General features: G+C 71.6%; 12 protein-coding genes. 7 read left to right on the top strand and 5 right to left on the bottom strand.

Annotation, left to right across the window (positions count from 1 at the left end; translation table 11 throughout):
* Window positions 1–76: 76 nt before the first annotated feature.
* The 6 genes from ACFVUT_RS06430 to ACFVUT_RS06405 all read left to right on the top strand — a co-directional run bounded on the left by ACFVUT_RS06430 (window position 77) and on the right by ACFVUT_RS06405 (window position 6,328).
* Window positions 77–3,034 (top strand): nitrate- and nitrite sensing domain-containing protein, encoded by a 2,958-nt coding sequence (locus tag ACFVUT_RS06430; RefSeq protein ID WP_389644840.1) that lies wholly within the window; start codon window positions 77–79, stop codon window positions 3,032–3,034.
* Window positions 3,031–3,513 (top strand): roadblock/LC7 domain-containing protein, encoded by a 483-nt coding sequence (locus ACFVUT_RS06425; protein WP_389644419.1) that lies wholly within the window; start codon window positions 3,031–3,033, stop codon window positions 3,511–3,513. Before ACFVUT_RS06430 ends, ACFVUT_RS06425 begins: the two co-directional genes overlap by 4 nt.
* Window positions 3,510–3,923, top strand: a complete 414-nt coding sequence (locus ACFVUT_RS06420) for a DUF742 domain-containing protein (RefSeq protein WP_389644422.1) — start codon at window positions 3,510–3,512, stop codon at window positions 3,921–3,923. Before ACFVUT_RS06425 ends, ACFVUT_RS06420 begins: the two co-directional genes overlap by 4 nt.
* The gene (locus tag ACFVUT_RS06415) at window positions 3,904–4,554 is read left to right on the top strand and encodes an ATP/GTP-binding protein (protein WP_389644425.1); all 651 of its coding nucleotides are present in this window, start codon (window positions 3,904–3,906) and stop codon (window positions 4,552–4,554) included. Before ACFVUT_RS06420 ends, ACFVUT_RS06415 begins: the two co-directional genes overlap by 20 nt.
* 30 nt (window positions 4,555–4,584) lie before the next feature.
* Window positions 4,585–5,823: a styrene monooxygenase/indole monooxygenase family protein gene (locus tag ACFVUT_RS06410; protein ID WP_389644428.1), complete on the top strand. Its 1,239-nt coding sequence runs from the start codon at window positions 4,585–4,587 to the stop codon at window positions 5,821–5,823.
* Between the two features lie 343 nt (window positions 5,824–6,166).
* Window positions 6,167–6,328 carry a hypothetical protein gene (locus ACFVUT_RS06405; protein ID WP_389644430.1) on the top strand — a complete coding sequence of 54 codons (162 nt, stop codon included), beginning with the start codon at window positions 6,167–6,169 and terminating at the stop codon, window positions 6,326–6,328.
* 57 nt (window positions 6,329–6,385) lie between these two features.
* Here ACFVUT_RS06405 and ACFVUT_RS06400 read toward each other — a convergent pair whose 3' ends face one another.
* The 5 genes from ACFVUT_RS06400 to ACFVUT_RS06380 form a co-directional block, all read right to left on the bottom strand.
* A complete protein-coding gene (locus ACFVUT_RS06400; protein WP_389644433.1) occupies window positions 6,386–7,558 on the bottom strand; it encodes an NlpC/P60 family protein in 1,173 nt (390 codons plus the stop codon).
* 325 nt (window positions 7,559–7,883) lie between these two features.
* On the bottom strand, window positions 7,884–10,676 hold the full coding sequence (locus tag ACFVUT_RS06395; protein ID WP_389644435.1) for a PQQ-binding-like beta-propeller repeat protein: 2,793 nt from the start codon (window positions 10,674–10,676) through the stop codon (window positions 7,884–7,886).
* 81 nt (window positions 10,677–10,757) lie between these two features.
* Complete coding sequence (locus tag ACFVUT_RS06390) at window positions 10,758–11,024, bottom strand: hypothetical protein (protein WP_389644438.1); 267 nt, start codon at window positions 11,022–11,024, stop codon at window positions 10,758–10,760.
* A gap of 17 nt (window positions 11,025–11,041) precedes the next feature.
* A complete protein-coding gene (locus tag ACFVUT_RS06385) occupies window positions 11,042–11,797 on the bottom strand; it encodes a TetR/AcrR family transcriptional regulator (protein WP_389644441.1) in 756 nt (251 codons plus the stop codon).
* Between the two features lie 129 nt (window positions 11,798–11,926).
* Window positions 11,927–12,862 (bottom strand): diiron oxygenase, encoded by a 936-nt coding sequence (locus ACFVUT_RS06380; protein ID WP_389644444.1) that lies wholly within the window; start codon window positions 12,860–12,862, stop codon window positions 11,927–11,929.
* A gap of 180 nt (window positions 12,863–13,042) precedes the next feature.
* On the opposite strand from ACFVUT_RS06380, the gene ACFVUT_RS06375 reads away from it, so the two are divergent.
* The gene (locus ACFVUT_RS06375; RefSeq protein WP_389644447.1) at window positions 13,043–14,161 is read left to right on the top strand and encodes a ferritin-like domain-containing protein; all 1,119 of its coding nucleotides are present in this window, start codon (window positions 13,043–13,045) and stop codon (window positions 14,159–14,161) included.
* Window positions 14,162–14,361 lie beyond the last annotated feature (200 nt).

Genomic DNA, 14,361 nt, shown 5'->3' with positions numbered 1-14,361 from the left:
CGACGGGGCGCTCGTTCACATGTGACCGTGCGTCACCTCTGCTTCAAGGGCGGACGAGTCAAGAATGCGAGCACCGGTGCAGAAGAAGCGGCCTCGGAGCAAGGGCAGCAAGCACAGCGGTTCCGGGGTGACGCCTCCGGCACCCGCCGAGAGCGAGAGCCCCCGGCGCACCGTGCGCGTACGCAGCCGGCTGGTCGCCGGTGTCGCGGTCGTCGGCGTCACGGTCATCGCCGCGGGCGCGCCCGCGGCCCTCAGCGCTTCCTCCGACCTCAACGAGTCGCAGCGGCTCGTCACCCTCGCCGAGCTGAACCAGCAGGCCATCGCGCTCGCCCACGCCCTCGCGGACGAGCGCGACGAAGTCACCGCCTACATCGCGGCCGGCCGTGACGAGGACGACGCCCCCGCGGCGGAGGGCAAGGGCGACCCCGGCAGCCGGAGCGCGCGCGTCGACCAGCAGGTGGACGAGATCAGGGACGCGGCTCCCGCCGCACTGCGCCGTGACCTCTCCACCATTCCTTCCCTGCGCCGCGACGCGCTCAGCGGCAAGGGCAGCGCGTCGGCGGCCCATCAGGCGTACTCCGAGGTCATCGCCAAGCTCCACGACCTCGCCGAGGAACTCGCCGAGAAGACCCCGCCGCGCGCCGCCGCGGCCACCCGCGCCCCCCTCGCCCTCGGCCGCGCCACCGAACAGGCGTCGGCCACCCGCGGGCTGCTGATCGCCGCGCTCTCCGTGCCCCGCACGGTCACGGTCCCGCAGTTCGACCCGATCACCGGGCTGCCCGTGCAGACCGGGGACCAGGCGAGCAGCAAGGACGAACGCACCCGTGACGAACTGAGCGCCGCCGCCCAGCAGGCCCGGGTCGGTGAACTCTCCTCGCTCGCCGACTTCGACCAGGCCGCGGACTCCACCGCCCGCGACAAACTCTCGTCCACCGTCACCGGGCCCGAGGTCAACAGCGCGGAGAAGTACCTCAACTCCCTCACGGACCGTCCCGAGCTGTCGGACTCCGACCAGAAGGCGGACAGCAAGAAGGTCGACGCGGCGCTCTCCGCCCGGATCGACCGCATGCGGGGCGTCGAGGCCGCGCTCGGCACCGCACAGGTCCAGCGCCTGGAGCAGTTGCGCGACGACGACGTCACCGCGCTCGAACTGCGGATCGCGCTGCTCGGCGGCTGCCTGCTGATCGCCGTCGGCGTGTCCACGGCCGTGGCCCGCACCCTCACCCAGCCGCTCGCCGTCCTGCGGATCGGAGCCGGCCGTCTCGCCGCGGAACCCGACACGGCCGAACCGGTCCGCTACACCGGGCGCAACGACGAGTTCGCCCAGGTCGTACGGTCCATCAACACCCTGCACGGCAAACTGCACGGACTGCTGCACGAGTTCAACGGCCGCTTCGACAGCGTGCAGGCCGAGCGCGCCGAGCTGATCGCCGGACGCGAGGCCCTCACCGTCCAGCGAGCGGAACTCCAGGTCGTGGCAGCGGACCTGACCGCACAGCTGGAGCGGCTGAAGAACACGGTCCACCACACCTTCGTCAACCTCTCGCTGCGCAACCTCGGCCTCGTCGAGCGGCAGCTCGGTGTCATCGAGGGCCTGGAGGAGCGGGAGCACGACCCGGATCGGCTGGCCACTCTCTTCAAGCTCGACCACATGGCCACGGTCATGCGCCGCCACAGCGAGAACCTGCTGGTCCTCGCGGGCGCCGAGCACGGGCACGGGCACGCGGGACCGATCCCGCTGGTCGACGTGTTGCGCGCGGCCGTCTCGGAGATCGAACGGTACGAGCGGGTGACCATCCAGTCCCTGCCGCCGCACGCGCAGATCGCCGGTTTCGCCGCGGACGACCTCAGTCACCTCGTCGCCGAACTCCTGGAGAACGCCACCGCGTTCTCGCCGCCGGACTCCCACGTCCAGTTGTCCGGCTGGCTGCTGGAGACCGGTGAGGTGATGCTCTCCGTCCAGGACGAGGGCATCGGGATGTCCTCCGTACGGATGGGCGAACTCAACACCCGGCTCGGCGACCCCGCCCTCTTCGAGGTCGGCGAACAGAGTGCGGACGGGGCCGGCCTCGGCCTCCAGGTCACCTCCCTGCTGGCCGCGCGGCACGGCGTACGGGTGGAGCTGCGCGACCACAAGGGCAGCGGGGTCACAGCCGTCGTCGTCCTGCCCCGGACCCTGCTGCCGAAGGCGCCGCCGGTCGCCACACCGCCGCCGGTGAAGGTCCCCGGGGAGGCGCCCGCGCTGAATCTGCCCGGGTCGGTCGCCGAGGCCAACTCCAACGCACTGCCGGGCCGTACGCTCGCCCAGCCCGGGGATCCGCTGATCGCCGCGGCCGAGCAGACGATCCGCGAGTCCGAGGCCGCCGCGGCGCCCGGACGCGAGGCGGACCCTGTCCCCGCACCCGCCCCGGCAGCCGTGGAGACCGCGGCCGAGACCACGATGCAGGTACGGCTCCCGGTGGTCCCGGAGGCCGCGGACGTCCCCGAGGTCGCGGACGTCCCCGAGCCCGCAGGCGTCCCCGAGTACACGGACGGTCCCGAGTTCACGGCGCCCGACCCGTACGCCATCGGCCCCGACCGTCATGAGCGCGCCGCCGACGAGTTCCAGGAGCACCGCACCGCACCGGCTCCGGACGCCGTGCCCGCACCGGCTCCCGCACCGGCGCCGGACACCATGCCCGTGTCCGCCGTCGACGCCCTGCCCGGCCCCCGGCAGCCGGAGCCGCAGGAGCGCATCACGGACAAGGGGCTGCCCAAGCGGACCCCCAAGGTCGTCAAGCCCAGCACGGCGCCCGATGCGGAGCGCAAGGGAAGCCTGGACAAGGATGCGCTGCGCCGTAGGCTTGGCGGCTTCCACCAGGGCGCGAAGGACGGCCGCCGGGACGTCGAGGCGGAGATCGCCGGCCTCACGGCGACCCGGACGATCCCCGGGGCCGCCGCGAGCCCCGCACGTACCGACCGCAGTGACCCGGCCGACCGTAGCGACGGCCGAACCGATGAGACGGGGGACACAGTCGAGGAGGCACGCAGTTGACTGCGCCCAGCACATTCGGGCTGAGCACCGAGGCCCGGAATCTTCACTGGTTGCTGAGCAATCTGGTGGAGGAGGTGCCAGGGGTCCATTCGGTGACCGTCGTCTCGTCCGACGGACTGATGCTGCTCTCCTCCGACCCCGGCCACCTGACCACGCGGAGCACCACCGGGCGGCAGGACGGTCCCAGGGGCTCCAGCGCCGACCTCGCCACCATCGTTTCCGGCATTGGCAGCCTCACCGCCGGCGCCGCAAAACTGATGGACGGCGGCGGAGTCAAGCAGACCATGGTCGCCATGGACGAGGGCAGCGTCTTCGTCATGTCGATCAGCGACGGCTCGCTGCTCGGTGTGCACGCCACCCCGGACTGCGACATGAGCGTCATCGCCTATCACATGGCGCTGTTCGTCGGTCGAGCCGGACACGTACTCACCCCCGAACTCCGCAGTGAACTGCGCAAATCGATGGAGAGCACCCAGTGACGCCCGCTGCTGAACCCGCCCACCGGCTTCCCGTCCGCGGGTCCGACCGAAGGCCCGCACGGGTCCGCCCGTACTCGCTCACCGGCGGCCGTACCCGTTTCGGCCACGTCCTGCTCGTCGAGACGTTCGTGGCCGCGCTCGAAGCGCCCGAGGAGCGCCGCGAGCTGACCAACGGCAATCTGGCGTCACGCGTCATGCCGGAGCTCCAGGCCATCGTCGAAATCTGCCGCCGGATGCGTACGGTCGCGGAGATCTCCGCCCTGTTGAAGATGCCGCTCGGCGTGGTCCGGGTACTGCTCAGCGACTTGGCCGACCAGGGAAAGATCCGCGTGTACGGGACCGGTCACGGCACCGGCCAGCCCGACCGCGCACTGCTCGAAAGGGTGCTCAATGGACTCCGTCGTCTCTGAGTCGCCGCTGTTCGCCCCGCGTCAGCCGGGGGCCAAGGACCAGGCCGAAGAGTCCCTGCAGGCGTGGCAGTTGGACCACACCAGGGCCCCCGTCGCCACGAAGATCGTGGTCGCGGGCGGCTTCGGCGTGGGCAAGACCACCTTCGTGGGATCCGTCTCCGAGATCACCCCGTTGCAGACCGAAGCGATGATGACCCAGGCCAGCGAGGAGACCGACGATCTCTCCGCGACCCCCGACAAGGTCACCACGACCGTCGCCATGGACTTCGGCCGGCTCACGCTCGACGACGACCTCGTGCTGTACGTGTTCGGTACACCGGGCCAGCAGCGCTTCTGGTTCATGTGGGACGACCTGGTACGCGGCGCGATCGGTGCGGTCGTGCTCGCCGACACCCGACGGCTCACCGACTGCTTCCCCGCGCTCGACTACTTCGAGAGCTGCGGGCTGCCGTACATCGTCGCCGTCAACCACTTCGAGGGAACGCCGTCGTACGAGGCGGAGGATGTCCGGGAGGCCCTGACGGTGCCGCCGCACGTGCCTGTTGTGATCATGGATGCGCGCAACAGGATCACCGTCGTCGAGTCGCTGCTGGCCCTGGTCGGCCACGCCCTCGACGCCACCCCGGCATAGCTCGCTCGCAACACGTAACGGAGAACCGCGATGCGGAAGATACTCATAGTCGGAGCCGGTCAGTCCGGTCTCCAGCTCGCCCTCGGACTTCAGTCCCGTGGGTACGAAGTCACGCTGATGTCCAACCGCACCGCCGACGAGATCCGCTCCGGCCGGGTCATGTCGACGCAGTGCATGTTCGACACGGCGCTCCAGTACGAGCGTGACTACCAGATCAACTTCTGGGAGTCCCAGGCCCCGCGCATCGAGGGCCTCGGCATCTCGGTCGCCGCACCTGACTCCTCCCGCGCCGTCGACTGGGTCGGGAAGCTGGACGGCTTCGCCCAGTCCGTCGACCAGCGCGTGAAGATGGCCGGCTGGATGGAGACGTTCGCCCAGCGCGGCGGACAGCTCGTCATCCACGGCGCCGCCGTCTCCGACCTGGACTACTTCTCCCGCACCTACGACCTGGTGATGGTCTCCGCGGGTAAGGGCGAGCTGGTCTCCATGTTCGGCCGGGACGCCTCCCGTTCGCCGTTCGACGCCCCGCAGCGCGCCCTGGCCGTCGCGTACGTCCACGGATTGGGCCCGCGCCCCGAGCACCCCGAGTTCAATGCGGCCCGCTGCAACCTGGTCCCCGGCGTCGGTGAACTCTTCGTGATGCCGACCCTGACCACATCCGGCCATGCCGACATCCTGTTCTGGGAGGGCATTCCGGGCGGTCCGCTCGATGTGTTCCAGGGCATCAAGGACCCCTCCGAGCACCTCGCCAAGACGCTGGAGCTCATGGAGCGGTTCACGCCGTGGGAGTACGCCCGCGCCACCAAGGTCGAACTGACCGACGCCAACGGCACCCTGTCGGGACGCTACGCCCCGACCGTCCGCAAGCCGATTGGCCGGCTGCCCGGTGGTGGCCTGGTGCTCGGTGTGGCCGATGTCGTCGTCGCCAACGACCCGATCACCGGCCAGGGCTCCAACTCCGCCTCCAAGTGCGCCAACGCCTACCTGGAGTCGATCCTCGAACACGGCGACCGCGAGTTCGACGCGGACTGGATGCAGGCCACGTTCGACCGTTACTGGGACACCGCACAGCACGTCGTGAAGTGGACCAACGCGATGCTCGGCGTACCGCCGGAGCACGTGCTGAACCTCATCGGTGCCGCGGGCCAGCTCCAGCCGGTCGCCGACCGCTTCGCCAACGGCTTCAACGACCCGGCGGACTTCGAGAACTTCTTCTTCGACCCCGAGAGGACGAACGCGTACCTCGCCGAGGTCTCTGCGGCTGTGTAGGCGTCCGGCCTGCTGGGGGAACGTCGGCGTCTGTGGGCCGCCCCCGACGGCCCACGGACGGCCCGGCCGTCGCTGTGACGAGCGGCCCTGACACCCTCGTGGCAGTCAGGGGCTCGTGACCTCCCAGACCCTTGGGGCAGGAGCGGTGTCACGCGGGCCCGACATCGCCCCGTGACACCGCCCGATGCCCGGGGCCCGTCCCTGCGCCGACGCCCTCGTCGGCGGGCGCCCGGGCCAAGACGCGGTGATCGCGCTCTTCACAAACTCCGCCCTCGCGTCGATAGTGGTCGTAACGGATCGACAAGGGGCCGCAGGGCGGTTCGGCGGGACAAACGGGGGATCCATGAGCGTCATTGTTTCCACGGTGGTTGTGCTCGCGGCCGCGGTCGGAGCGTGCCTGGTCGTACTGCGGCGCAGAGGCGGCTCGGGGGAAAGCGGGGCACTGCAGCGTGGGGCATCGGCCCAGGGGCTCGCACAAGGGCTGGGCATCATGCCCAGGGCGTGACCGCCACTGACCACCACTCAGCCAGTCGTGCTCCGTCTCCGGTCACGCCGGCCCCGCCTACCGCTGGGGCGCCGACGAAGAGCTGTAGCCCGCGTCCGATCCCGTCGACGACCCCTGCGGGAGCTGCGGCAGCTCGTACGACGACAGCGCCGCGCCCCGTGGATCGGGCCGCACGGCACCCAGCAGCGGATTCGACGCCACAGGGGAGACCTTCACCTGGGCGCCGGGCCGGGGCGCCTGCACCACCTGACCGTTGCCGATGTACAGCGCCACATGAGTGGCTTTCGGGAAGTAGACCACCAGGTCACCCGGGCGCAGCGCGTTCAGCGGCACCTTCGGCAGCTGCCGCCACTGCTCCTGCGACGTCCGCGGAATGACGCGGCCCGCCGAGGCCCACGCCTGCGAGGTGAGTCCCGAGCAGTCGAACGAGTCGGGCCCCTCCGCGCCCCACACGTACGGCTTGCCGACCTGCCCGATCGCGTACGTCACCGCCTCGCCGCCCGCCCGGGACGGCGGCCCGGCCGCGGACAGGGCCCCGGAGGCGGTCAGCGTGTCCTGGGCCTTCGCCATGTTCCGCTGTTCCAGCCGGGACAGCTCGGCGAGCTGTGAGCCGGAGAGCTCGGCCAGCATCGCCTCGACAGCCTTGAGACGCGACTGCACCGCGTCCCGCTGCGTTCTCTGCCGGGCGGCCAGCTCCCGCTGCCGGTCCAGCACCTTGCGTGACGCGGCGGCCAGGTCGTCGGCTCGTTTCTCGGCACTGCTGAGCCGCTTCACGGTCGCGGCCCGTCCGGCCGCCGCACGCCGGACCACATGCTCCTGATCCAGGAAGTGCTCGGGATCACGGGCCAGCAGCAGCCGCATGTACGAGGCGATCTCGGACTGCCCCTGGTACTGCTCACGCGCCAGTTGCCCCGCTTCGTCGCGGCTGTCGGCCAGCGCGGTCCGGGCGGCGGCGCGGGAGGCGTCGAGCTTCTTCGCGCGCGCCGCGTACTTCTTCAGCTCCGCCGCGGTCCCGTTGTACGTCTCGGTGGCCTCCTCGGCCTGCTGGTACAGCTTCTGCATCTCGGTCAGCAACTGGGCGACGCTCCTGCCCGTGACGGAAGGGGCGGCGGGCTTCCCGGCCGGGCCTCCGGCGGGGCTCGGGTCCACGGGTGCGGCAACCGCCGGCGAGGTCGCGGCGAGCGCCGTCAGGGTCGCGGCGCAGACCGCACGCAGGAGTACGCCTGACACGTCATCACCTCCGGTGACGGGGCCGATCGGGCGACTGCCCCATGAGTGAGCGCAACGACTCCATACGGTCATTCGGTGGAAGGCGATGCAAGAACCGGGAGGTGTGGCGACAGGGGGTTCGCCCGGAAGGCGGCCGGAGGGTGCGGGATCCCGGGAGCTGTGCCAGGATCGTCCGCCCGTCGACCGCCCGACCGCCCGTCCGCCCGGCCGCCCGTCGACCGCCCGGCCCGGATCGGCCCGATCCGGACGGGATGGGACGGGATGGGGCGGGATGGGACGGGACGGGATGGGACGGGATGGGATGGGACGGGATGACGGACGGCCGTCAGGCGACCGGGAAGGCGTAGAAGATCCTGCCGCGCTGGACGACAGCGATCTTTCCGGCCGTGAGGACCCGGTACGGAGCGGTGACCGTGGCCCCCGCCGGATCCTGGGCGCCGATGTCCTGGAACTTCCACAGCCTGCGCCCGTCCTGTGCCGCGAACGCGGTGACCTGGACCCCGTCCGCGGTCAGCAGGGTCCAGCCGGTCGAGCTGAGCGTCACCGCGGGGGCGGCGGTGCCGGGCGGGGCCTCCGTCGAGCGCCGCCAGCGCAGCCGCCCCGTGTCCCGCTCGACCGCGCCCACCTCCTGGTTGCGGTTGGTGGTGTGCAGAAGCGATCCGGCGGCGACGGAGGTCCCGTACGCGGTGCCGGTGGCGCCGTTCAGCGTCCACTTCGGCTTGCCCGCGGGGAGCTCGAATGCCTGGAGGTTGTCGCCCACCGCCGCGTACAGCAGGCCCCGGTCGTCGCCCATGGCTGCCCCGTCCGGTGCGACGGCGCCGATCGGCCTGCTCCACAGCTGCTTGCCGGTCTTCCGGTCGAAGCTCCGGAAGACGGCCTTGCCCTTGGCGGCCTTGACGTCGCCCGGTGTGAGTGTGGCCGGGCTCTGACGGACGACCACGTCGTCCTGCCCGGTCGCGATCAGCCGGTACACGGGCGCGGCCGGTCCGCGCCCGGTGGGCACGGGCGTGCGCCACAGCTCCGTGCGCTGCACGATGTCGTAGGCGAAGAGGTACGACCTGACGACCTGGGTGTCCTTGCCGCGCTTCTTTCCCTTCTTCGGAGGCGGGGCCTTGACCGTGACCTTGTGGGAGCCGGTGAACCAGATCGCCGGCCCGGACGCGCCGACGATCTCCGAAACCGAGAGGCCGGGTGCCCCGGCGAAGTGGTCCGCGTATTCCGCCCGGTGGACGACCTTGCCGTCCGTCGGCGACAGCCACAGGAACGCGGACGGAGCCGCGACGAAGCAGAGATCCGTCCCGGCCGGCAGCGCCGCCTGTCCCTTGGCGGCGTCCGCGCTCTTCCATGCGGGGCGCCCGGTGCGCAGATCGATGCCGGTCGCTCCGCTGTCGCCGGTCAGCACCAGCCACCGGTCGTTCCACAGGGCGGCGGTGAGCGGCTGAGGTTCGGCTGCCGGGTGCGTGTACACCCAACGCGGCTGCGGGGGCAGTCCCGCGACGGCGGCGCCGCTGCGGCTCGGCGCGGGCTTGGGATCGTCCGTCGTGCCTCCGTCGTCGGACCCGAACGCGAGAACGCCGCCCGCGCCGACGGCCAGTCCGGCGGCCCCGGCGGCGAGCCCGATGATGAGGCTGCGCCGACCGACGGCGGGCGCCGGGGCGGCAGCGGGGACGGCAGCGGGCGCGGGAGTCACCGGGACCGGCAGCGGGCGGGACGGCGCCGATACGGAGGGCGGGAGCACGGCGGGGAGCCTGGCGGCGGGTGCGGCGGGTGCGGCGGGTGCGGCGGGTGCGGCGGGTGTGGCGGGCGCGGCGGGCGTGGGTGTGGCGGGTGCGAGTGTGGCAGGTCTGGCAGGTGTGGCGCCTGCGGCGGGAAATCCGGGGGCCGGCGCGGTGAGTTCGCGGGGGACGGACAGCTGGGTCGTGGGCCGGTCGGTCGTCGGGACGCGGCGCCCGATGTCCCCGAGCTGCGTGGTGCTGGTGTCCCCGGAGAGAGCGAGTTGGCCGGAAGGCGCGCCGGACGGTGCTTCCGACGGGGTGGCGTCGGAAGGCTCACGGGGGGCGGCGTCGGCCGGCTCAGCGGCGGGCGGCGCGTCGACGGGTCCGTCGGCCCGCCCCTTCACGCAGGCGTCCACCGGTCCGTCGGCCTCCCCGTCCACGGGCCTGCCGACCGGGGCGTCCGCCGACTCGCTCGCCGGGGTCTCCACGGGGAGACCCGCCTCGGCCAACTCCCGTGCCCTCACACCCTGTTCCCCGACCGTCGCGGACAGGCGCTCCGGCAGCCAGCCGCCCTTCGCCAGGCCCGCCGCCCCTTCGAGCGCCAGCTCCGTTGCCACTGTCCCCGCACTCGGCCGGCCGGCCGGGTCCTTCGCCAGGCAGCGGGCGATCAGGTCACGCAACTCCTCCGGCACCGCGCCGAGTTCGGGGTCGGTGTGGGCGATCCGGTCGGCGCCCTCGGCGGCCGGTCCGTCGGCGAGCGGGGTCGTGCCGGTTGCCGCGTACGCCAGCAGCAGGCCCAGCACGAAGAGATCGGATGCCGGTCCCGGCTCCTCACCCTCGACCTGTTCCGGGGTGAGGTAGCCGAGCCGTACGGACAACTGCCCGCCGGGCCGTGCCTCGGCGGCGGCCGCCGCGCCCAGGGGGCCGAACGCGGTGAGCCGCGGTCCGTCCTCGGCCAGCAGGACCGTCCCGGGGGCCAGGCCCTGGAGCACGGCTCCGGTGGCGTGCACACGCGACAGCGTCTCGGCGATGCCCGCGCCCAGTATCCGCACGGCACGCTCGGGAAGCGGACCCGCGACCTCGATCGCCTCGGAGAGCGTCAGCGCGGGTACGTAGGGGCTGGCCGTCCACGACAGGTCCTCGTCCGCGCCGCCGTCCGGCAGGCCGAGCTGCGGCTGCACCCAGCCGCCGGTCAACCGGTCCGCGGTGCGGGCCTCCGCCTGGAAGCGGCGCCGGAACGCGGGCAGCGCGGCCAGTTCGGGACGGGCGGCGGTGACCACCACGGGTCTGCCGGCGGCCGGGTCGTGCGCGAGGTACTGCACGGCGCTCGCGGTCTCGCGGAACCGCGCCAGCACCGTGTACGGACCGATGAGGCGTGGATCGTCCTGACGCAGCGCCTCCATGGCGCACCCCCTTGCTGACCGTGCCCGGCACCAGAGCGTCGATCTTAGACCGGCCTCTTCGCGCCGCCGGGCCCCGCACCGTCAGCCCGGCTTCGACCAGGGCCACTTGGGGCTGTGCCGCTCGCGGCCCTCGGGAGCGTACTCGTACACCCAGCCGCGCGGAATCCCCAGCCGTTTGGAGTGACCGGCCGGAACCCGGCGGTACGCGTACACGGTGGCAGGCCCGCCGTCGGCAGCCGGTACCGGGACCTCGTACCACTTGGGCGGATGACCGGTCGGACCGACGAGGACGGGCAGTACCCGGCCGTCCAGGGGGCCGCCGGCGAAGGGGGTGTTCTCGCTTCTCACCGCCCCAGTCTGACCGATCAGTCCCCGGGCAGCAGATGGGCCGCCGCGCCGACCACGGGGATCAGCCGCTGCGCCAGCCGCCCGGCCGGACCCGCGGCGGTCTCCTGCGGCAGCAGCTGCGCCACCGCCGACGCGGTCTCCGGGTCCGTCGCCGCCGTCGCGGCCAGCAGCCCGATCAGCTGGTCGACCAGCCAGTCGCGCAGATCCTCAGCGGCGGGCTGCTTGCCCTCGTCCAGCCAGATCAGGGACGCCGCTTCGACGGCCGCGATCCAGGTGCGCACCATCATCCCCAGCCGTGTCCCGCGCCCGTCCCGCGCGGCGGTGGCGCCCCGGCCCAGGTGCAGCAGGATCTGTTCGGCCGCCGCCCGCCGAACCTCGTCGACGATCGCGGTCGTGCGCGACGTCTCGACGACGCTTCCGCCGCGCAGCAGCGCGCTGAAGCCGGCGTCGTGCTCGTCCACGAAGGCGAGATAGCGGTCGAGCACCCGCTGCACCCGCTCGGTGGGCGGCCCCACGGGCGGCTCGTTGAAGCACAGGATCAGTTCCTCGGCGGCCGACCTCAGCGCCGCCTCGTACAACTGCTGCCGCCCGCCCGGGAAGTAGCGGTACACGAGTGGGCGGGAGACCCCGGCGACCGTCGCCACCTCGTCGAGCGAGACCTCGTCGGGGGCCCGGTGCGCGAACAGGGTGAGCGCCGCACCGAGAAGCTGGGCGCGACGCTCCTCGACGCTGAGTCGTCGGTACGCTCGGGTCGTCGGCGCGGCACTGGTCATGTCATGAAGCCTAAGCGCTCCGCCCGGACGGGCAACGGGGCCTCGGCCCAGCGCCTGTCGGGTGACCTTCGACCGGAGAGCGTACGTGCCAGGGTGTGGCCGCCCGGTCAGAGGTCACCCGGCAGGCGCTCAGGCGAGCAGACCGGATCTCTTCCACAGCCTGCGCCCCACTCCGTTCAGCACCCCGATGTCGTCGAGGAAGTCCGTCAGCCGCTTCGCGCCGCTCTGCATGACCTCCGCCCGGTGACCGCTCGCCTTCACCTGCGCGACGGCCTCACGGCGGTCCAGGCCGACGTTCTCGTACACCTGCGGGTTGACGAAGCAGACGGAGAAGACGCGGGCCGCCTCGCCGGAGCTCACCCGGGTCAGCTCGCGTTCCCAGCGCGGCGCGGTCACCATCTGGCGGCGCAACTCCTCGCGGGCGTACCGGACGTGCCGCGCCTCTTCCACGACATGGATGCGGGTCACCCCGCGCACCAGCGTCTGCACCCGCTCGTCCGGGAACGTCAGCCGCTGCATCCAGTCGAGGATCTCCTCGCCGAGCAGGGTCGCGGCGAACGAACCGGGCGTGGTGGACACGCTCTTCAGGACGCGCGCGAGGTTGTGGTAGACGCGCGGCACGGGGTAGTCGGGTGCCTCGCCCCACTTGATCATGCGGCCGAACATCATCGAGTGGCGGCACTCGTCGGCGATCTCGGTGAGCGCGTAGCGGACGTGGTTGCTGGTCACGGGCCGGTCGTAGATGTGCCGGACGAGCAACTGCATCAGGATGATCTCGAACCATATGCCCAGCGAGGCAAGTGAGGCCGCCTCGTGCCGGGACAGGTCCAGCCGCTGCTCCTCGGACATCTTCCGCCACAGCGGGGTGTCGTAGAGCGAGACGAGCTCGGGCGGCCAGAACCACTTGCCGTCCTCGATCGGCGCGTCCCAGTCGAGTTCCTTGTCCGGGTCGAAGGAGTGCTTGGCCGAGGAAGCGAGCAGCCGCTCGGCGATCTGCTCGCGGTCCCGGAGCGGGCCGAGTGCGTCGCGAAGCAACTGCACGTCGCGTTCGGTCACTGTCGTCATGGCTGGAGGCACCTCGCACATGGGTTACCGGCGGTCACCTCTTATGAGACTCTTCGTCAGCAAGGCAGTCAATCCCTTGCGCGCGACTTGTTGACCCTGCGTCTACCAACGTGTGAACCTGCCAACTGACGCAACTTCCACGGGACTTACCGAAGCGCCTGAGGCGAGAAGGAGCCGTCCGTGTCGACACACGACCTCTACACCACCGCCCCCGACACACCGCTGTGGCAGGTGCCCGCCTCCGGTGCCGCCCGCTTCAGCTGGGAGTACGACGACGGCCGCGAACGCCTCCTCGCCCTCTACCAGAAGGGCAAGGACAAGCAGTGGGACGGCAACAAGCGCATCGACTGGTCCCTGGAGGTCGACCCCGCGGACCCGCTCGGCACCCCGGACGACGCCCTCACCCTGTACGGCACCCCGCACTGGGCGAAGATGACCGACAAGGACCGCGGCGAGCTGCGCCGGCACTACACCGCCTGGCAGTTCAGCCAGTTCCTCCACGGCGAGCAGGGTGCCATGGTCTGTGCCGCCAGGATCGTGGAGTCCGTCCCCGACCTGGACGCGAAGTTCTACTCCGCGACCCAGACCATGGACGAGGCCCGGCACGCGGAGATATACGGCCGGTTCCTGCACGAGAAGGTCGGGATGCTCTACCCGGTCAACGACAACCTCCAGGCGCTCCTCGGGGACACCCTGCGGGACTCCCGCTGGGACATGCCCTACCTCGGCATGCAGGTCCTCATCGAGGGCCTCGCCCTGGCCGCCTTCGGCATGATCCGCGACACGACGACCAAGCCGCTGCCCCATCAGATCCTCGCCTACGTCATGCAGGACGAGGCCCGGCACGTCGCCTTCGGGCGGATGGCACTGCGCGACTACTACAAGCAGCTGAGCGACGCCGAGCTGCGCGAGCGCGAGGAGTTCGTCATCGAGGGCTGCTATCTGATGCGCGACCGGCTCCGGGGCGTCGAGGTGCTGGAGAACTTCGGCATCGGCAAGCGGGAGGCCGAGGAACTGTCCGAGCAGTCACCGTTCCTCCAGCTCTTCCGCAAGCTGCTGTTCAGCCGGATAGTGCCGTGCGTCAAGGACATCGGCCTGTGGGGCGAACGTCTCCAGAAGGCCTATGTCGACATGGGTGTCTTCGAGCTCGGTGACTCCAACCTGGACCTGCTGATGGCCCAGGACGAGGAGCTGGCCGAGCAACTGGACCGAGACCGGTTCGCGGCCGAGGAGGAGGCCCGGGTCGCGGAGGTCGAAGAGGCGATCGTCCAGGGCGGGACCGGCTCCTCCGGGGACTGAACCGAGAGGACCGCGGGCACCCGGCGGGCAGGGAAGGGCGGGCCGGCCGTCGTCGTCGGACCGCCGTGGTCGCACCGGTGAGGGCAGGGCATGCGGCCACGGCGGGAAGGCCGAGGGGCGGTTCGGGATGTTCCGGCAGTGCCACAGCGCGGGGCGCGCGAGGCGGGAGACAATGGACGTACGCCATTCGCCGCCCAGGA

Source organism: Streptomyces sp. NPDC058051 (genome assembly GCF_042885475.1).
Taxonomy (GTDB): Bacteria; Actinomycetota; Actinomycetes; order Streptomycetales; family Streptomycetaceae; genus Streptomyces.
This window is presented reverse-complemented; position numbering and strand designations above follow the sequence as displayed.